Annotated in this window: 16 protein-coding genes; 2 read left to right on the top strand and 14 right to left on the bottom strand. The window is 55.3% G+C overall.

The features are described 5' to 3' along the window. Positions 1-41: 41 nt before the first annotated feature. From fabF to yceD, 8 genes are all read right to left on the bottom strand, one after another. Entirely contained in the window at positions 42-1,283 is a 1,242-nt protein-coding gene (gene fabF / locus NIM72_RS19200) for a beta-ketoacyl-ACP synthase II (RefSeq protein WP_253421589.1), read from the bottom strand. Positions 1,284-1,367: 84 nt separating this feature from the next. Continuing rightward, positions 1,368-1,604 (bottom strand): acyl carrier protein, encoded by a 237-nt coding sequence (gene acpP / locus NIM72_RS19195; RefSeq protein ID WP_003849865.1) that lies wholly within the window; start codon positions 1,602-1,604, stop codon positions 1,368-1,370. Between the two features lie 154 nt (positions 1,605-1,758). After that, complete coding sequence (fabG, locus tag NIM72_RS19190) at positions 1,759-2,493, bottom strand: 3-oxoacyl-ACP reductase FabG (RefSeq protein WP_013357455.1); 735 nt, start codon at positions 2,491-2,493, stop codon at positions 1,759-1,761. A 10-nt stretch (positions 2,494-2,503) separates the two neighbouring features. Continuing rightward, positions 2,504-3,436, bottom strand: coding sequence for an ACP S-malonyltransferase (fabD, locus tag NIM72_RS19185; protein ID WP_161733772.1), 933 nt, complete (start codon positions 3,434-3,436; stop codon positions 2,504-2,506). Between the two features lie 16 nt (positions 3,437-3,452). Next, a complete protein-coding gene (locus NIM72_RS19180; protein ID WP_161733774.1) occupies positions 3,453-4,406 on the bottom strand; it encodes a beta-ketoacyl-ACP synthase III in 954 nt (317 codons plus the stop codon). After that, positions 4,407-5,447, bottom strand: a complete 1,041-nt coding sequence (gene plsX / locus NIM72_RS19175) for a phosphate acyltransferase PlsX (protein WP_253421588.1) — start codon at positions 5,445-5,447, stop codon at positions 4,407-4,409. 25 nt (positions 5,448-5,472) lie between these two features. Beyond that, entirely contained in the window at positions 5,473-5,643 is a 171-nt protein-coding gene (rpmF, locus tag NIM72_RS19170; protein ID WP_003849870.1) for a 50S ribosomal protein L32, read from the bottom strand. A gap of 14 nt (positions 5,644-5,657) precedes the next feature. After that, positions 5,658-6,179: a 23S rRNA accumulation protein YceD gene (yceD, locus tag NIM72_RS19165; protein WP_008925931.1), complete on the bottom strand. Its 522-nt coding sequence runs from the start codon at positions 6,177-6,179 to the stop codon at positions 5,658-5,660. Positions 6,180-6,319: 140 nt separating this feature from the next. On the opposite strand from yceD, the gene NIM72_RS19160 reads away from it, so the two are divergent. Next, positions 6,320-6,907: a nucleoside triphosphate pyrophosphatase gene (locus NIM72_RS19160; protein ID WP_253421587.1), complete on the top strand. Its 588-nt coding sequence runs from the start codon at positions 6,320-6,322 to the stop codon at positions 6,905-6,907. A gap of 13 nt (positions 6,908-6,920) precedes the next feature. On the opposite strand, the gene rluC is transcribed toward NIM72_RS19160, so the two are convergent. Then, positions 6,921-7,877: a 23S rRNA pseudouridine(955/2504/2580) synthase RluC gene (rluC, locus tag NIM72_RS19155; protein ID WP_161733780.1), complete on the bottom strand. Its 957-nt coding sequence runs from the start codon at positions 7,875-7,877 to the stop codon at positions 6,921-6,923. Positions 7,878-8,450: 573 nt separating this feature from the next. On the opposite strand from rluC, the gene rne reads away from it, so the two are divergent. Then, entirely contained in the window at positions 8,451-11,879 is a 3,429-nt protein-coding gene (rne, locus tag NIM72_RS19150) for a ribonuclease E (protein ID WP_222924193.1), read from the top strand. A 349-nt stretch (positions 11,880-12,228) separates the two neighbouring features. On the opposite strand, the gene flgL is transcribed toward rne, so the two are convergent. The 5 genes from flgL to NIM72_RS19125 all read right to left on the bottom strand — a co-directional run bounded on the left by flgL (position 12,229) and on the right by NIM72_RS19125 (position 17,772). Then, positions 12,229-13,194 carry a flagellar hook-associated protein FlgL gene (gene flgL, locus NIM72_RS19145; RefSeq protein WP_161733784.1) on the bottom strand — a complete coding sequence of 322 codons (966 nt, stop codon included), beginning with the start codon at positions 13,192-13,194 and terminating at the stop codon, positions 12,229-12,231. Positions 13,195-13,208: 14 nt separating this feature from the next. Then, positions 13,209-14,858, bottom strand: coding sequence for a flagellar hook-associated protein FlgK (gene flgK, locus NIM72_RS19140; protein ID WP_161733786.1), 1,650 nt, complete (start codon positions 14,856-14,858; stop codon positions 13,209-13,211). 122 nt (positions 14,859-14,980) lie between these two features. Next, positions 14,981-15,943 carry a flagellar assembly peptidoglycan hydrolase FlgJ gene (flgJ, locus tag NIM72_RS19135; RefSeq protein ID WP_150009739.1) on the bottom strand — a complete coding sequence of 321 codons (963 nt, stop codon included), beginning with the start codon at positions 15,941-15,943 and terminating at the stop codon, positions 14,981-14,983. Then, on the bottom strand, positions 15,943-17,052 hold the full coding sequence (locus NIM72_RS19130) for a flagellar basal body P-ring protein FlgI (protein WP_161733791.1): 1,110 nt from the start codon (positions 17,050-17,052) through the stop codon (positions 15,943-15,945). Before NIM72_RS19130 ends, flgJ begins: the two co-directional genes overlap by 1 nt. A gap of 9 nt (positions 17,053-17,061) precedes the next feature. Beyond that, the gene (locus tag NIM72_RS19125; RefSeq protein ID WP_033732242.1) at positions 17,062-17,772 is read right to left on the bottom strand and encodes a flagellar basal body L-ring protein FlgH; all 711 of its coding nucleotides are present in this window, start codon (positions 17,770-17,772) and stop codon (positions 17,062-17,064) included. Positions 17,773-17,778: the final 6 nt, after the last annotated feature.

Raw genomic sequence — 17,778 nt, 5'->3', positions numbered from 1 at the left:
AAAAGGCCCGCATCGCGGGCCTTTTTAACAATCTGCAACGATTACACTTTACGGAAGATCAACGAACCGTTGGTTCCACCGAAACCAAAGGAGTTACACAGGGTGTACTCCAGACCGGGAACCTGACGCGCGGTGTGCGGCACGAAGTCGAGATCGCAGCCTTCATCCGGATTGTCCAGGTTAATGGTCGGTGGGATGGTCTGGTCGCGCAGTGCCAGAATCGAGTAAATTGATTCAACAGCGCCTGCGGCACCCAGTAAGTGTCCGGTCATTGATTTGGTTGAGCTGACCATGACACTGCTGGCTGCTGCCCCAAAGACCGATTTCACCGCCTGCGCTTCCGCTTTATCACCGGCTGGCGTGGAGGTACCGTGCGCGTTGACGTAGCCAATCTGCTCTGGCGTAAGCTGAGCATCACGCAGCGCATTGGTCATGGCCGCCGCTGCACCTGAGCCATCTTCTGGTGGTGAAGTCATGTGGTAGGCATCGCTACTCATACCAAAACCTACGATTTCTGCGTAGATTTTCGCACCACGTTTCTTCGCATGTTCGTACTCTTCGAGCACCACAATGCCAGCGCCGTCACCCAGCACAAAACCGTCACGATCTTTATCCCACGGGCGGCTGGCCGCTTGCGGATTATCGTTACGGGTTGAGAGGGCGCGTGCTGCACCAAATCCACCGACGCCTAATGGCGTGCTGGCCTTCTCTGTGCCACCCGCCAGCATCACGTCAGCATCGTTATAGGCGATGATACGTGCGGCATGACCGATGTTATGCACACCAGAGGTACAGGCTGTCGCGATAGAGATGCTTGGACCTTTCAGGCCATACATGATGCTGAGATGACCCGCCACCATGTTAACGATGGTTGAAGGCACAAAGAATGGGCTGATTTTACGCGGGCCGCCGTTGACCAGTGAGGTATGATTCTCTTCAATCAGACCTAAGCCACCGATACCGGAGCCAATTGCTGCGCCCATACGGCTTGCATTTTCATCGGTAATAACCAGACCGCTGTCCTGCATGGCCTGCATACCGGCCACAATGCCGTACTGGATGAAGGCATCCATCTTGCGCTGATCTTTGCGCGAGATGTAGTCATCACAATTAAAATCTCTTACCAGACCTGCAAAACGGGTTGCATAAGCACTGGTATCAAAATGGTCGATCAGGGTAATGCCGCTCTGACCGGCAAGGAGAGCACTCCAGGTAGACTCTACGGTATTGCCGACAGGAGACAACATGCCAAGACCAGTCACAACTACACGACGCTTAGACACGTTCGTCCTCCAGGGAGGGGAAATAGGGAACTATGTGGGACAAACAAAAAATCAGGCGGTCGAGCGACCGCCTGAAGATATTCATTAGCCTTTATGGCTATTGATGTAGTCGATCGCTGCCTGAACGGTAGTGATTTTCTCAGCTTCTTCGTCTGGAATCTCAGTATCAAACTCTTCTTCCAGAGCCATCACCAGCTCAACGGTATCAAGAGAATCGGCACCCAGGTCTTCTACGAAAGATGCAGAGTTGGTGACTTCTTCCTCTTTCACACCCAGCTGCTCACTGATGATTTTCTTAACGCGTTGTTCGATATCGCTCATACTATTTAATTTCCTATCAAAACTCGCTTACGCGATGGTTTTCGTAGTGTATAAAATGGTGAAAAAGATGCAACAAAATCCCGGCTGGTCGAACCACGATTTTGCGTTATTTTGCGGTTTTAACCGCAAATAAAGCAAATGATTTCGTGATTTATCAGACCATGTACATTCCGCCATTGACGTGCAGCGTTTCACCTGTGATGTAGGCTGCTTCGTCAGAGGCTAAAAATGCCACAGCATTGGCGATTTCCTGTGCATCGCCTAAGCGACCCGCAGGGACTTCCGCCAAAATACCGGAACGTTGATCTTCGTTCAGTGCCCGCGTCATGTCAGTCTCAATAAAGCCTGGAGCCACGACGTTGACGGTAATGCCACGTGACGCGATTTCGCGCGCCAGTGATTTGCTAAAGCCAATCAAACCCGCCTTTGCTGCTGCGTAGTTTGCCTGGCCCGCGTTACCCATGGTGCCAACAACGGAACCAATGGTGATGATACGGCCCACGCGCTTTTTCATCATGGCACGCAGGACCGCCTTAGAAAGGCGGAATACCGATGTGAGGTTAGTATCCAGGATATCCTGCCACTCATCGTCCTTCATGCGCATGAGAAGATTATCACGCGTAATGCCTGCATTATTGACTAAAATATCCACTTCGCCAAATTCAGCGCGAATATTCTCTAAAACGCTGTTAATTGAATCAGCGTCAGTCACGTTCAGTAACAGGCCTTTACCCTTGTCGCCAAGGTAAGCACTGATGGCATCGGCGCCACTCTGGCTGGTTGCAGTTCCTACCACTTTGGCACCACGTGCCGCCAGTGTTTCTGCAATCGCACGACCAATGCCGCGACTCGCGCCGGTAACCAGCGCAACTTTACCTTCAAAGCTCATGATTTTCCTCTTATTCCTTACCGAGTGCAGCCGTCAGGGATGTCGTATCGTTAACGGCAGCCGCTGTCAGGGTATCGACAATACGTTTGGTCAGACCGGTCAGGACTTTACCTGGCCCCATCTCCAGTAGTTGTGTCACGCCCTGTGCCGCCATCGCTTCCACGCTCTCGGTCCAGCGAACCGGGCTGTAGAGCTGACGAACCAGCGCATGACGGATGGCCGCAGCGTCAGTTTCCGCTTTCACATCGACGTTATTGATCACCGGTACTGCAGGGGCATTAAAGGTAATGCTTTCCAGGGCAACGGCCAGTTTATCGGCAGCGGGCTTCATCAGTGCGCAGTGAGAAGGCACGCTGACCGGCAGCGGAAGAGCACGCTTAGCGCCCGCAGCTTTACAGGCAGCACCCGCACGTTCAACGGCTTCTTTGTTACCCGCAATAACCACCTGGCCCGGCGAGTTGAAGTTAACCGGTGAAACGACCTGGCCCTGCGCGCTTTCTTCACACGCTTTACGGATAGCCGCGTCATCCAGGCCAATAATTGCCTGCATTGCGCCGGTGCCTTCTGGCACCGCTTCCTGCATCAGTTTGCCGCGCAGTTCAACCAGCTTCACCGCATCCGCAAAGTTAAGCACACCCGCACAAACCAGCGCCGAATATTCGCCCAGGCTATGACCGGCCATCAGGACAGGCTGTTCACCGCCCTGCTGCTGCCAGACACGGTAGATTGCTACAGAGGCGGCTAACAGTGCAGGCTGAGTCTGCCAGGTTTTGTTCAGCTCTTCAGCCGGCCCCTGACTCACTAACTGCCACAAGTCATAGCCCAGCGCGTCAGAGGCTTCACGGAAGGTCCCTTCTACCAGCGGATACGTCGCCGCTAATTCAGTCAGCATGCCCACAGTCTGTGAACCCTGACCCGGAAAAACAAATGCAAATTGCGTCATCTTCTGTTCCTGTCAATCAAAAGCGAACCAGCGCAGAACCCCAGGTGAATCCACCACCAAAGGCTTCCAGCAGAATAAGGTGTCCGGGTTTGATGCGGCCATCACGCACCGCTTCATCCAGTGCGCTGGGCACCGATGCAGCAGAGGTATTGCCATGGCGATCCAGTGTGACGACCACTTTATCCATGGTCATACCGAGTTTTTTCGCGGTAGCGCTGATAATGCGCAGGTTAGCCTGATGCGGTACCAGCCAGTCCAGCATTTCACGATCGAGATTATTGGCCTGCAGCGTTTCATCAACGATGTGGGCCAGTTCGGTGACGGCAACCTTGAAGACTTCGTTACCTGCCATAGTGACATAGGCAGGCTGATCCTGATGGGCACGATCCTGATAAGGCAGCGTCAGAAGCTGTGCATAGCGACCATCAGCATGAAGATGGGTAGAGATAATTCCCTGCTCTTCGCTCTGGCCCAGCACGACCGCACCCGCGCCATCACCAAACAGAATGATGGTGCCGCGATCGTCCGGATCCAGTGCGCGTGCCAGGACATCAGCGCCGATGACCAGAGCATGCTTAACCGCGCCATTTTTGATGTATTGATCAGCTACGCTCAGTGCATAGGTGAAACCTGCACAGGCAGCAGCAAGGTCAAAGGCCGCGCAATCTTTGATTTCCAGCATTTGCTGGATCATGCAGGCGGAGCTGGGGAAAGCATGGCTGGACGACGTTGTGGCGACAATAATCAGCCCAACATCGTTCGCGTCAATGCCTGCCATTTCAAGCGCGCGTTGCGCCGCGCTGAATCCCATGGTGGCGACGGTTTCGTCAGGCGCAGCAATGCGACGCTCACGGATGCCGGTACGGGTAACAATCCACTCGTCCGACGTCTCCACCATTTTTTCCAGATCGGCATTGGTGCGAACCTGGCTGGGCAGATAACTGCCCGTACCGATAATTTTGGTATACATCTAGGCTTTGTCACTCCTGGCTAATACAGCATCAAGGCGCGCAGCAATTCGCTCGGGAATTTGCTGCCTCACCGCCTGCTCTGCCTGTTCTATCGCCACGGCGAAGGCGTGTTGATTTGCTGCGCCGTGACTCTTGATCACTGTTCCGCGCAATCCTAACAGACAAGCGCCATTGTACTGGTCAGGGTTGAGTTGTCCGAAGCGCTTCGCCAGACGTTTCTGGATTAAGCGCCCCAGCAACTGAAGCCACCATGACCGTTTTTTACTTTCCCCTGATGACTTCAGCAGAGAAAGAAACATTCTTACCACGCCTTCCATCGTCTTCAGCGTGACGTTTCCGACAAAACCGTCACAGACCATCACATCTGTTTTACCGGTAAGCAGTTCGTTACCTTCAAGGTAACCAATATAGTTGATTTGCGGTGATTCTCGCAGCACTACTGCGGCGTCGCGGATGGTTTCCAGCCCCTTGGTCTCTTCGTGACCAATATTAAGCAACGCGACGCGGGGCCGTGGAATACCAAGCACATGCTCAGCCATCACCGACCCCATCACAGCAAACTGCACCAGCATCGCACTGTCTGAGCCCACATTCGCACCCAGATCCAGCACCACGGTTTTACCCTGTTGCTGATGCGGTAAAACGGACATCAGCGCAGGACGCTTAATCCCATCCAGCGGTTTTAATAAGCGTGTCGACAGCCCCATCAGCGCACCGGTATTGCCAGCGCTGATGCAGGCCTGTGCACGTCCCTCTTTAACCATCTCCAGTGCCACGCGCATTGAACTGCCGCGACTGTTCCGGATGGCCTGAGCGGGCCGCGCATCACTTGCAATAACCGATTCGGCAGGGATAACCTGCAAACGCCCCATCAGGGAGGAATCCGCTTTGGCAAGCAATGGCGTGAGGGTGTCGGGATGTCCGACCAGAAGAAGGAATAGTTCCGTATGAGAGGCCAGTGCCTGCAATGCTGCAGGCACTGTCACGCAGGGACCGAAGTCCCCGCCCATGGCATCAATCGCCAGGGTCAAACGTGTCAAGGTATCGCCTTGCTAAGCAAGAAACTTACTTAACGATAACCTTGCGACCGCGGTAGTAACCGTCCGCAGTGATATGATGACGCAGATGAGTTTCGCCAGAAACTTTATCTACTGACAGAGCAGCAGTGGTCAGCGCATCGTGTGAACGACGCATACCACGCTTAGAACGGGTGGGTTTATTCTGTTGTACGGCCATGGACCTTACTCCTATTACTTACGCTTTAAACTGGCTAATACGGCAAATGGATTTGGTTTCTCCGCCTCTGCAGGCAGTTTGCCAAAGACCATGTCCGCCTCGGACACTTCACAGTGTTCAGAATCGTGCACCGGAACGACCGGCAGCGCGAGAATCAGTTCATCCTCGACAACCGCCAGCAGATCGATCTCACCAAACTCGTTGACATCGACCGGCTCGTACGCTTCCGGTAGTGCCTCGGCCTGCTCTTCAGAAGAGACAGGGCTGAAGCAATAACTCACTTTTACGTGATGGGGAAAGGTCTGGTTGCAGCGCTGACAACGTAACGTCACCTGAACTTCAGCAGTACCCGTCAGTACCGCCAGACGTTGGTTATCAACCGCAAACGACATGGCACAATCCACATCACTGTCCACACTAACGACCGACTCGGCCACACGCTCCACCTGAACAGATGTGTAGACACCCTGATAATCAAGGCGCTTCTGAGCGGTGCGGACAGGGTCCAGCGTTAGGGGTAATTTTACCTTTTGCATAGGGCGCGCATATTAACTTTGTAATGTCATAGAGTCAAAGAAAAAGGCCGTTAAACAGCATCTTTCAACCACTATTCGCATCCAGTGCGGCGCACAGTTTAAAATGACTGTCACCAATTCGCTATCACTATTGAAAAAAAATGACGCCATCAATTCTTTTAGCTTCAACCTCGCCCTTTCGGCAGGCATTACTGCGCAAGCTGGGCCTGCCTTTTATTACCGCTGCGCCTGAGGTGGATGAGTCACCGCAGCCCGGTGAAAATGCCGAAGCGCTGGTCACCCGTCTTGCTGTAGCGAAAGCGCAGGCGCTGGCAAAAGCCTGGCCTGATCACTGGATAATCGGCTCAGATCAGGTCTGCGTGCTGGATGGCGCGATCGCCGGTAAGCCTCATACGGCAGAGAATGCGCGGGCGCAACTGCGTGCCGCCAGCGGTCAGGCGATTACCTTTTACACCGGGCTGGCTCTTTTTCATCCGGCCAGCGGCAGGCTGCTGCAGTGTTGCGAACCCTTCGTGGTGCATTTCCGCTCCTTAACGGACGCTGAAATCGCCGGGTATGTGGAAAAGGAGCAGCCGCTGCAATGTGCAGGTAGTTTTAAAAGTGAAGGTCTGGGAATTTGTCTGTTTGATCGGCTGGAGGGGCGCGATCCTAATACGCTGGTCGGGCTGCCGCTGATTGCACTCAACGGAATGTTGCAGCAGGCCGGCATCAACCCTTTAACGGACTGATGCCGGAGAACGATTACACTTTCAGCTGACGCAGCTTATTCAGGCACTGCTTCAGGCCATCATCCAGCGGCGCTTCAACACGCATGACTTCGCCAGTGCCGGGATGAGTAAAGGTCAGTGCCGCCGCGTGCAGGAACAGGCGTTTCAGACCTGTTGACGCCAGCTGACTGTCAAAGTCACGTTCGCCATAGCGATCGTCGAAGGCGATGGGATGCCCGGCGTGCAGCGTATGTACACGAATCTGGTGGGTGCGTCCGGTGACCGGACTTGCTTTCACCAGCGTGGCAAACTCAAACCGCTCTTCCACTTTAAAACGGGTTTCAGAGGCTTTACCTTCGCTGCTGACACGCACGACACGCTCACCGCTCTGGAGAATATTTTTCAGCAGGGGAGCCTGAACGACCTTAAGATGTGACGGCCAGTTGCCGCGCACCAGGGCCAGATAATCTTTCTGCATCCCCTTTTCACGCAGTTGCTCGTGCAGGGAACGCAGCGCCGAGCGTTTTTTTGCGACCAGCAGAATGCCCGAGGTGTCACGATCCAGGCGATGCACCAGTTCCAGGAAGCGCGCTTCCGGGCGCAGCGCACGTAGCCCTTCAATCACCCCAAAACTGAGTCCGCTGCCGCCATGCACGGCAGTGCCAGAGGGCTTGTTCATCACCAGCAGCGACTCATCCTCAAAGAGGATAGCGTCCGCCAGCGAAGCGACCTTTGCCAGCTTAGGTGATACGGCATCTTCATCGCGTTCCGCTACCCGGACCGGTGGAATGCGTACCTCATCACCCTCCTCCAGCTTGTACTCAGGCTTGACGCGCTTTTTATTCACCCGTACCTCGCCCTTGCGTACGATGCGATAAATCATGCTCTTTGGCACACCCTTGAGCTGGGTGCGCAAAAAGTTATCAATGCGTTGTCCGGCATTTTCAGCCGTGATGGCGACAAAATGTACGCCGGGATTCTCTGTTTTCATGGCGGCGATTCTAAATAGTGTCCCCTGATAGCGCCACCCCTTTTTCTGTGCTTAACTCTGGGGTTGATGTGATGGCAGGTCGCTTCTCTGCTGGCTTTTTCAGCAAACCGCTGCTTTGTCCGACACATTAGCAAGTTAAATGTAAAGAAACTTCACAAGCTGGCTAAAGTCGCCTTGCTATATGAAGGTTAGCAATGGAATAATGCCTGAGTTTCTTAACTGAAGCATTTCAGTGCAGAAACCGAGCGAAATTGTCATTTTGCCGGATTGAGCAGACACGCAGCAATGGCGTAAGACGTAATGCGAAATCAGGCACTTAGCGGGCTGCGGGTTGCGGCCTGGACAACAGTATGGGATGCACGGGTTTTCTTTATTCTCTCAGGCATTTCCACTATCTGGTGCTGTTTTTCCTTATGAAAAACAGGCCACCGACGTTATTTGCGCCCCTCGCGCGGTCGACAGCCGTGAGGTTGACGACATTGCACTAAGTCACGGGGCCATCGGTTGATACTCGTCCAGGGTAACTATGCCCGCAGCTGTAATCACTCATGAAAGAATAACGAGTAAGTCACGATGAAAAGAATGTTAATAAACGCAACTCAGCAGGAGGAGTTGCGCGTTGCCCTGGTTGACGGTCAGCGTCTGTACGATCTGGATATCGAAAGTCCTGGACACGAACAGAAAAAAGCCAACATCTACAAAGGTAAAATCACTCGCATTGAACCCAGCCTTGAAGCTGCGTTTGTCGATTACGGCGCAGAGCGTCACGGTTTCCTCCCGTTAAAAGAAATTTCCCGCGAATATTTCCCCTCCAGCTACAACGCACATGGTCGTCCGAATATTAAAGACGTGCTGCGTGAAGGCCAGGAAGTCATTGTTCAGATCGATAAAGAAGAACGCGGCAATAAAGGCGCTGCACTGACGACCTTTATCTCTCTGGCGGGCAGCTACCTGGTACTGATGCCGAATAACCCACGTGCAGGCGGTATCTCTCGCCGCATCGAAGGTGACGATCGTACCGAACTGAAAGAAGCGCTGTCGGCGCTGGATCTGCCGGAAGGCATGGGCCTGATTGTGCGTACTGCCGGCGTCGGTAAATCTGCCGAGTCGCTGCAGTGGGACTTAAGCTTCCGTCTCAAGCACTGGGAAGCGATTAAGAAAGCTGCTGAAAATCGCCCTGCTCCGTTCCTGATCCATCAGGAGAGCAACGTGATTGTGCGTGCCTTCCGCGACTATCTGCGTCAGGACATCGGTGAAATCCTTATCGATAATCCGAAAGTGCTGGAACTGGCGCGTCAGCATATCGCGGCGCTGGGTCGTCCGGACTTCAGCAGCAAAATTAAGCTCTACACCGGTGAAATCCCGCTGTTCAGCCACTACCAGATCGAATCGCAAATCGAATCCGCTTTCCAGCGTGAAGTCCGCCTGCCTTCCGGTGGATCGATTGTGATCGACAGTACCGAAGCACTGACCGCTATCGATATCAACTCAGCACGCGCCACGCGCGGCGGTGACATTGAAGAGACAGCGTTCAACACCAATCTTGAAGCGGCCGATGAGATTGCCCGTCAGCTGCGCCTGCGTGACCTGGGCGGCCTGATCGTTATCGATTACATCGATATGACGCCGGTACGCCATCAGCGCGCTGTTGAAAACCGTCTGCGTGAAGCTGTCCGCCAGGACCGCGCCCGCATTCAGATCAGCCACATTTCACGTTTCGGCCTGCTGGAGATGTCCCGTCAGCGTCTGAGCCCGTCATTAGGTGAATCCAGTCATCACGTCTGCCCACGCTGTAGCGGTACCGGCACTATCCGTGATAACGAGTCACTGGCGCTGTCCATTCTGCGTCTGATCGAAGAAGAAGCGCTGAAAGACAACACCAAAGAAGTTCACGCCATTGTTCCGGTTCAGGTTGCGTCTTACCTGCTGAATGAAAAACGTGAAGCGGTCAACGCGATTGAAAAACGCCAGGGCGGCGTGCGGGCAATCATTGTTCCTGATGACAAGATGCAGACCCCGCACTACTCCGTGCTGCGCGTACGTAAAGGCGAAGAGACGCAGACCCTGAGTTATCATCTGCCGAAGCTGCATGAAGCCGAAATGGCCATGCCGTCGGAAGAGGAACATGCTGAGCGCCGTCGTCCTGAGCAGCCTGCTCTGGCCGCCTTTGTGATGCCTGATGCGCCTCCTGCGCCGGTAGAAGTTGAGCCAGAAGTGAAGCGCGCTGAAGCTCAGCCAGCAGCAAAATCAGCCCCGGCTGTCGCTGCACCCGCGACCGTCAGCACCGGTTTCTTCGGGCGTCTGCTTGGCGGCCTGAAAAAAATGTTCGCTGGCGAAGAAGCGCCTGCTGCTGCGCCAGTGGCCACTGAGGTTGCTGAAACGCAGAAAGCAACTGAAGAGCAGGAAAGCAACAGTGGCCGTGGCGAGCGCCGCAGCAACAATAACAACCGTCGTAACAACAATCGTCGTGAGCGTACGCCGCGTAACGGTGATAATGCACAGTCTCGTGAAGGCCGTGAACCACGCGAAAGTCGCGAGCCGCGTGAAAGCCGTGAACCGCGCGAAAGTCGTGAGCCACGTGAAAGCCGCGAGCCGCGCGATGGCAACGATAACCGTCGCAACAAGCGTCAGTCTCAGACGGGTGAAGTACGCGAAGAGCGTCCGGCACTGAGCGAAGAAGCGCGCCAGCAGCGTGACGAGCAGCAGCAACAGCGCCGTGAACAGCGTGCTGAACGTCAGCGTCGTCGTCAGGAAGAGAAACGTGCCGGTGAAGAAGCGGCCAAAGCGGCTGAGCAGCCAGCAGTCGTTGCTGAAGCCCTGAGCGTCACTGAGGCGCAGGATGATGAACGCGTTCAGGTTATGCCGCGTCGTAAGCCGCGTCAGCTGAACCAGAAGGTGCGTGTTGATGATAACCGTCAGCCTCTGCCAGCCGAAGCCAGCGACATCGCTCCGCCTGCTGAAGGGCGTCAGGCACAGCCAGCTGACGTTGCTCAGACACAGCCTGATTTCCAGGCTTCGCAGAGTGACGAGCAGGATGATAACGATAACCGTGATAACGCCAATATGCCGCGTCGTTCACGTCGTTCGCCACGTCATCTGCGCGTCAGCGGACAGCGTCGTCGTCGTTACCGTGATGAGCGTTACCCGACGCAGTCAGCAATGCCGCTGGCTGCTGCCGCTGCTTCACCTGAAATGGCATCCGGTAAAGTCTGGATTCGCTATCCGGTGAGCCAGGCCAGCGAAGAGCAGGTTCAGAATGTAATGCACGAGACGCCAGCTTATAACAGCGAAGAGACTGCAGACGTGACCCATGCGCTGCCGGTTGCTGCCGCCGTTGAATCGGTTGCTCAGGACGCGCCAGTGCAACAGGCCGAGCCGCAGGCAGAAACGCCAGTAGCGATCGTCAACACTGACGATACCCGTGCTATCGACGCCCCGGTTGACGAGCAGCCTTCTGTTGTTCCGGCTGCTGATGAAGCCAAAGCGGAAGCGGTAGCGGCTGAAGCTGTGCCTGCTGAGCCCGTCGCTGAAACGCCAGTGTCACAGCCTGCTGACCTGGTCACCGAAACAGCGGTGGTAACGCCAGCCGCTGAAGTTTCACAGCCTGCAGACGTTGCAGAGCAGTCAGCTACTGATGTCAGTGAAGAGATCGCCGCAGAGGTGGAAGAAGTGCTGAACGCGCCGGTTGCTGCTAACGCTGAAAGCGCGCCAGTCAGTGAACCTCATGCCCCGGTTGCCGCTCGCGATATCGCGCCTGCAGCACCGGTAACGGCGGTCGAGCCTGGTGCATCAGCGCCTGCTGCTGAAGCGGTGCCAAATGACGGTACGCGCTGGAAGCACTATGCCTCTGCACCGATGACCAAAGCGCCTGCGCCGGTCTGGCAGTCAGAGCCTGCTCCGCACAGTGACTGGGTACGGGCACCTTATGAGTTCGATGGTCGCGGTTCTGCGGGTGGTCATAGCGCCACACATCAGGCCACTGCCCCGGCGACAAAGCCGTAACGCATAAGCTGTTGTAAACTGAACCCCGGCCTGAAAGCCGGGGTTTTTTTATGGCGTCGATTCAGTCATCAGGCCGTCAAAGGGGAAATAACCAACCCGTTTAATTCGTCAGCCATCAGTAAAGAGGGCGTCAGGCACGCTGGCCGTAATAAAGTGCGGGAAAGCATCAGGCAGGCATGCGGCGGGATAGCGTGAAGTGAGGAAGCAAAAAAACCAGACAGGCAGGCTTTATGACCAATCGCCCTGCCACCGGCTGAATCACAGGCAAAAAAATCCCACCTTCCTTTAGCAGGAGGGTGGGAAAAAGTAAGCGCATCCGGTTAAAGTACGCTCAAAATTTCAGGTCAGACTACGAATTCATCTGGAACAGTGACATCTTAGACATATCAGTAAAGGTCTTATAAGAAGCCTGAAGTGCTGTCTGCTGCATGGTGTAGCTGGAAGCCGCTTCAGTTAAATCCACGTTAACCAGGTCACTCATCTGCGAGCTGTAAATCACTTTACGGTCATCACCCTGCGCATTCAGCGTATCGATTTCACCAAGCTGAGTACCAATCTCAGAAACCACGGTTGAGACATTATTCAGCGCATTACCCAGCCCGCGGTTGGTTTTATCCATTGCGGCCTGGAAGGTCTGTTTAGTCGTGGCGTCCGCATCATCCTGCGGGACTTTTAATGCCGCAATAGCGCTATCCAGCATCTTAAACACATTGGTTTCGCTGGCGCTGCCATCCGGCTCTTTGGTGGCATTGCCGGTGATTGACATGAAGATGCTGTCACCGGTATGCGCCACGGTCATGGTACGGCTGGTATCAACCTTCTGGGTGATCGCTTCGGTGCCGCCAGCATAACTGACGCCCGTGCCTGCCGTATCAACAAACGGCGCGCTGTCAGTTTTATAGCCGGCAAAAATATAGCGGCCATTGGCATCTTTGCTGTTGGCCAGGTTAAGCAGCTGTGAGCGGATCCCCTCCAGCTGAGTGGCAATCGAGCCACGGTCATCGTCACTCAGCGTACCGGTTGAGCCATTGACGATCAGCGTCTGCGCCGCAATGATGCCATTGGTAACGCCCTTCAGCGTATTGTCTTCCAGTGACAGGCCCTGCTCAGCAAAGGTACGCGCCAGCGCATACTGTTCACCCTGCTGCTGAGTCTGAGTCAGCACAACAGCACGTGACGCGGCAATCGGGTCATCGGAGGGATTCGTTACACGGCGACCGCTGGAGAGCTGCTCACCCACTTTCAGCCAGGAGGCTTGCGAGTCAGTAATGCCGCGCACCTGCTGTTCAAAAATCATATTTGTACTGATTCGCATGTTATCTCCTGCCCTTAGCGAATATTAATCAATGCGTTAAACACGGTGCTGGCAGTCTGGAGCACCTGCGCATTGGCCATGTAATATTGCTGGTATTTGGTCAGATTGGCGTACTCCTCATCGAGGTTGACGCCAGAGACTGACTGCTGGCGTTCGGTCAGCTGACTGACCACACTTTTCTGCGTCGTGCTGGTGGTTTCCAGCGAGCTGGTTTTGTTACCCACGGTGCTGACGATAGCCGCATAGGCCTGCGACAGCGTGGCGTTGCCGCCGACCAGCTTTACATCCTGCAGATTCAGCAGTTTCTGCGCATTGCGGTTATCACTTTCACCGCCAACCGCGCTCGCAGCAGCCACCTGAGATTCACTGGTGATTGCCACGGACATGTCGTTAATCACATTCTGGACCGGCTTCACCAGGAAGCTGTCTTTGGCGGCAGGTGCAGGCGAGGCACCCACAGTCAGTTTCAGGCCATCAAAACTCAGCGTGGTATTGCCACTGGCATCGGTACTCTGGGTGATGGCGGCTGCGGTGCTGTCTGACGCACGCGTTGCGGTCCAGTTATTGCCGTCATAACTCACGGTGTAGTTAGTGGCTTTCAGCGCGCTGGTGTCGGTCCATTCAGCGGTCACGGAGGCGGCGGTACTGTTTTTACTGTTGCTCACCACGGCTGGACTGCCGATATTAAAGAAGTCGACGCCCTGGTCGCCGTGGCTGTCAAAGCCCTGCTTATGGACGTCGTTGAAGCTGGTGGTAAACGCCGCCGCTAACTGACCCAGCTGGTTCTGTGCCAGATCCAGATCCTGAGTGCGGAACGCCAGCAGACCGCCAAGCGAGCCGGTGGTGATCAGTTTTTCCGGAATCTCAACGTTGCCCGCCTGCCTGTCGACATAGCCAATCGTGGTACGCGTCGGATCGCTGCTGGCGCTCATCGCCACCAGCTCGTGAGATTTGTTGCCGTTAACCAGCGTCAGGCCGTTGGCCATTGATACTGTGTAATTGCCATCCTGCTGCGATACCGTCACGCCAACGACTTTATTCAGGTCATTGACCAGCTGATCACGCTTATCAAGCAGATCGTTAGGCGCCGCACCGTTGCCATTAGTCAACTTGCCAATCTGCTGGTTAAGATCGGCAATCTGGCTGGTGAGGGTGTTGACCTGTTTAACACTGGAGCTGACATCAGCATTGACGCTGTTCTGCATATTGTTCAGGTATTGCGCTGAGGTCTGGAACTGGTTCACCAGACCCTGTGCATTGCTGAGCATCGACTGACGCGCTGACGGATCGTTGGCGTTACTGACGACGTTCTGCAGGTTGGTAAAGAAGCCCTGCAGCGAGGTCGACAGGCTGGTCGTCGCGGTCGACAGCAGATCGTCAATGTTAGAAATCTGCGTATGCTGAGTGTCGACTGCACTGTAACTCGCGCTGGCACCCCGCAGCTGTGTGGCAATAAATGAATCATATTCACGTTGTACACCGGTAATGTTCACGCCGTTACCATAATAGCTATTACCCTGAAGGGTACTGTTCGCCTGCGCCAGTACCGTGGTCTGACGTGAATAGCCCGCCACGGTGTAGTTAGAAATGTTGTTACTGGTGGTGCTCAGAGCGGCCTGCGCGGCACTCAATCCGCTCATCGCGGAGTTAATTATGCTGGACATCTCGGTTCCTTACGTTCCCCGTCAACCGGGCTGGCAGACATCAAAGTGGGCGCCAGCAGGCGAAACGCTTCTGGCTATAGGGATGTTATCGGCTTGCTTAAGTGAAACTTGAGGCGAAATGATCAGAACAGGTCGCCAATATCCTGGCTGTATGCTTTGACGACTTTATCGCCCATGCTTTTGAATTGCTGAATCATTCCCACCAGCTTTTGCGCATATTTCGGGTCGGTGGCATAGCCTGCCGCCTGTAACGCCTGCGCGCCCTGCTCTGCGCTTGAGGCGTTGGTCACTGCCGCATAGCGAGGGTTTTTGGTCAACAGTTTGACGTAGTCGGTCAGCGCCTCGAAATAGGAGTTGTACACCCTGAAGCTGGCACGGACTTTCTTCGCTGCACCCTGCTCATATTCGGTGGTCATGATATCGGTGGTGTCACCTTTCCAGTCTCCGCTGGCTTTAATCCCGAACACGTTATAGCTCGGCTTGCCGTCGCGGGTCAGGATCTGTCGCTGGCCCCAGCCCGACTCCAGCGCAGCCTGCGCCAGAATCAGGTGATGTGGAATACCACTCTGCTGACTGGCCGCCTGCGCTGGCTGCGTCAGCTGAGCGATAAACTCACGGCTGTCGCTCGGCAGCCCCGTGGGTGACGCGACCGGCGGCAGTCGTGGCATCGCCTTCCGCACCATCTGCTCCAGCTGCTGGGCGGGCAGTGGTGTGGCTCCGCTGGTGCTGAGAATAAAGCTGTTATCCAGCTTCATCGGCACCGTACCGGCTTTTTCATCCGGCGCAGTGGCGGGCTGCATCTGTTTGACGATGGTTTCCGCCAGACCGAGGCCACGCTTGCCCATCTCCTGTGCAATCTGCTGGTCATACATAGAGGTAAAAAGTTTGGTCTGCTCGTTGCCCATAATGCCGTCCTGCGGCAACGCATCGCGCATACTCTTCAGCATCATCTGTACAAACATCCCTTCGACCTGACGTGCAACCTGCAACGCATGTCCTTTCGGATCGTTGCTCGCCTGGCGTTTAAGATCATTCAGGGAGCGGCTGTCGAAAGCCGGACTCGTGACAGATTGCATATCAGCCATCAGATAATTTCCAGTTTGGCACGCAGACAGCCAGCACTCTGCATCGACTGCAGAATCGACATCAGCTCGATAGGTGATGCACCCAGCGCATTCAGCGCACGGACTACGTTATTCAGATTAGCGCTGGCATTGACGCGCTGCAGCGCACCGCCGGTCTGGCGGAGATCGATCTGGGTCTGCGTCGTTGCCACGGTCTGACCACCGGCCAGCGGTGTATCAGGCTGACTGACGTTCTGCTGCTGGTTAACCGTCACTGACAGGTTGCCCTGCGCCACTGCACACTGATTCAGCGTGACTTCGCGGTTCATGACTACCGAGCCGGTACGGGAGTTGATGATCACTTTGGCATCTTCAACCGGAATCGAAACATCAATGTTCTGGATCTCAGCCAGCAGACGCACCTGCGCACCATTATTCGGTGACACGCGGATCTGCACGGTACGGGCATCCAGCGGCTGCGCTGCGCCATAACCGCCACGGGCGTTGATCGCGTCCGCAATACGCTGCGCCATCGAGAAATCTTCATTGTTAAGCTGCAGGTTAAGGGTGTTCTGCGAGCCAAAGTTGCTCTGCAGTTCACGTTCAACCGTTGCACCGCCAGTGATGCGGCCACCGTTCAGCTGGTTGACCTGAACACTGCTGCCGCCCGCAGAGGCACCTGCACCACCGACCAGGATGTTACCCTGAGCCAGCGCATAGACCTGGTTATCAACCCCTTTCATCGGCGTCATTAACAGCGTGCCGCCGCGCAGGCTTTTAGCATTACCCAGCGATGAGACCACCACATCCAGGTTCTGTCCCTGACGGGCAAACGACGGCAGCTTAGCGGTCACCATAACGGCTGCCACGTTTTTCAGCTGCATATTGGTGCCCGCAGGCACGGTGATGCCAAGCTGCGACAGCATGTTGCTCACCGTCTGGGTAGTAAAGGGCGTCTGCGTGGTCTGGTCACCGGTGCCATCCAGACCCACGACCAGGCCGTAGCCCAGCAGCTGGTTATCACGTACGCCCTGTACCGTGGTTAAATCACGAATCAAATCGGCTTTGGCCAGCAGGCTGACGCCCAGCAGCAGCGCCAGCCCAGCGCGTAACAGCGTTAACTTTTTCATTGAAACCTCTTACATCGGCGAGATGTTCAGGAAGAAACGCTGGAACCAGCCCATGGTCTGCGCCTCATTGATGTAACCATTTCCGACGTACTCAATACGTGCATCGGCGACAGCGGTAGATAACACGGCGTTACTGGCGCTGATGGTGCGTGGGTTGACCACGCCCGAGAAGCGAATGAACTCCGTGCCCTGATTAATGGCGATCTGTTTTTCACCGACTACGTGCAGGTTGCCGTTTGACAACACCTGATCCACGGTGACGGTAATGGTGCCGGTAAAGGTGTTATTGGCGGATGCGCCGCCTTTACCTGCGAAGTCGTTTTTGCCTTCGGCGCTGAGATTGGCTTTTTCGCCACCTGCACCCACCAGGCCTGCCAGACCCGTCGGCACGCCGCTCACACCAAAGCTGTTGCTGCCGTCGCGGCTGGCACTGGCTGAGGAGCTTTTGCTGGCGCTGACGTTTTCCTGCAGCGTGATGGTCAGGGTATCGCCGATGTTGCGTGGACGGCGATCTTCAAACAGCGGCTGATAGCCGTAGTTAAGTGGCGCGACGCCCTGGAATATAGAGCCGTTTACCACCGGTGGCGCGGACGGCATCGGCTGCGCCGTGGTTGCCCCCTCGACCAGCGGAGTACGCGGGACCAGGGCACATCCGTTAAGAGTTAGCAGCAACGAGGCGACTAACCAATGTCCAGGCTTGAGAATCTGTTGCTTCGCCACGGTGTC

It is taken from the genome of Pantoea sp. B550 (assembly GCF_024158165.1).
GTDB lineage: Bacteria > Pseudomonadota > Gammaproteobacteria > Enterobacterales > Enterobacteriaceae > Pantoea > Pantoea alfalfae.
Note: the sequence above shows the minus strand (reverse complement) of the source record. Positions and strands in the feature narration are given on the sequence as shown.

Coding starts and splice junctions, on each gene's coding strand:
- acpP (WP_003849865.1), bottom strand. CDS start 1,604: ATGAGCGATATCGAACAACGCGTTAAGAAAATCATCAGTGAGCAGCTG.
- fabG (WP_013357455.1), bottom strand. CDS start 2,493: ATGAGCTTTGAAGGTAAAGTTGCGCTGGTTACCGGCGCGAGTCGCGGC.
- fabD (WP_161733772.1), bottom strand. CDS start 3,436: ATGACGCAATTTGCATTTGTTTTTCCGGGTCAGGGTTCACAGACTGTG.
- NIM72_RS19180 (WP_161733774.1), bottom strand. CDS start 4,406: ATGTATACCAAAATTATCGGTACGGGCAGTTATCTGCCCAGCCAGGTT.
- rpmF (WP_003849870.1), bottom strand. CDS start 5,643: ATGGCCGTACAACAGAATAAACCCACCCGTTCTAAGCGTGGTATGCGT.
- yceD (WP_008925931.1), bottom strand. CDS start 6,179: ATGCAAAAGGTAAAATTACCCCTAACGCTGGACCCTGTCCGCACCGCT.
- NIM72_RS19160 (WP_253421587.1), top strand. CDS start 6,320: ATGACGCCATCAATTCTTTTAGCTTCAACCTCGCCCTTTCGGCAGGCA.
- rluC (WP_161733780.1), bottom strand. CDS start 7,877: ATGAAAACAGAGAATCCCGGCGTACATTTTGTCGCCATCACGGCTGAA.
- rne (WP_222924193.1), top strand. CDS start 8,451: ATGAAAAGAATGTTAATAAACGCAACTCAGCAGGAGGAGTTGCGCGTT.
- flgL (WP_161733784.1), bottom strand. CDS start 13,194: ATGCGAATCAGTACAAATATGATTTTTGAACAGCAGGTGCGCGGCATT.
- flgK (WP_161733786.1), bottom strand. CDS start 14,858: ATGTCCAGCATAATTAACTCCGCGATGAGCGGATTGAGTGCCGCGCAG.
- flgJ (WP_150009739.1), bottom strand. CDS start 15,943: ATGGCTGATATGCAATCTGTCACGAGTCCGGCTTTCGACAGCCGCTCC.
- NIM72_RS19130 (WP_161733791.1), bottom strand. CDS start 17,052: ATGAAAAAGTTAACGCTGTTACGCGCTGGGCTGGCGCTGCTGCTGGGC.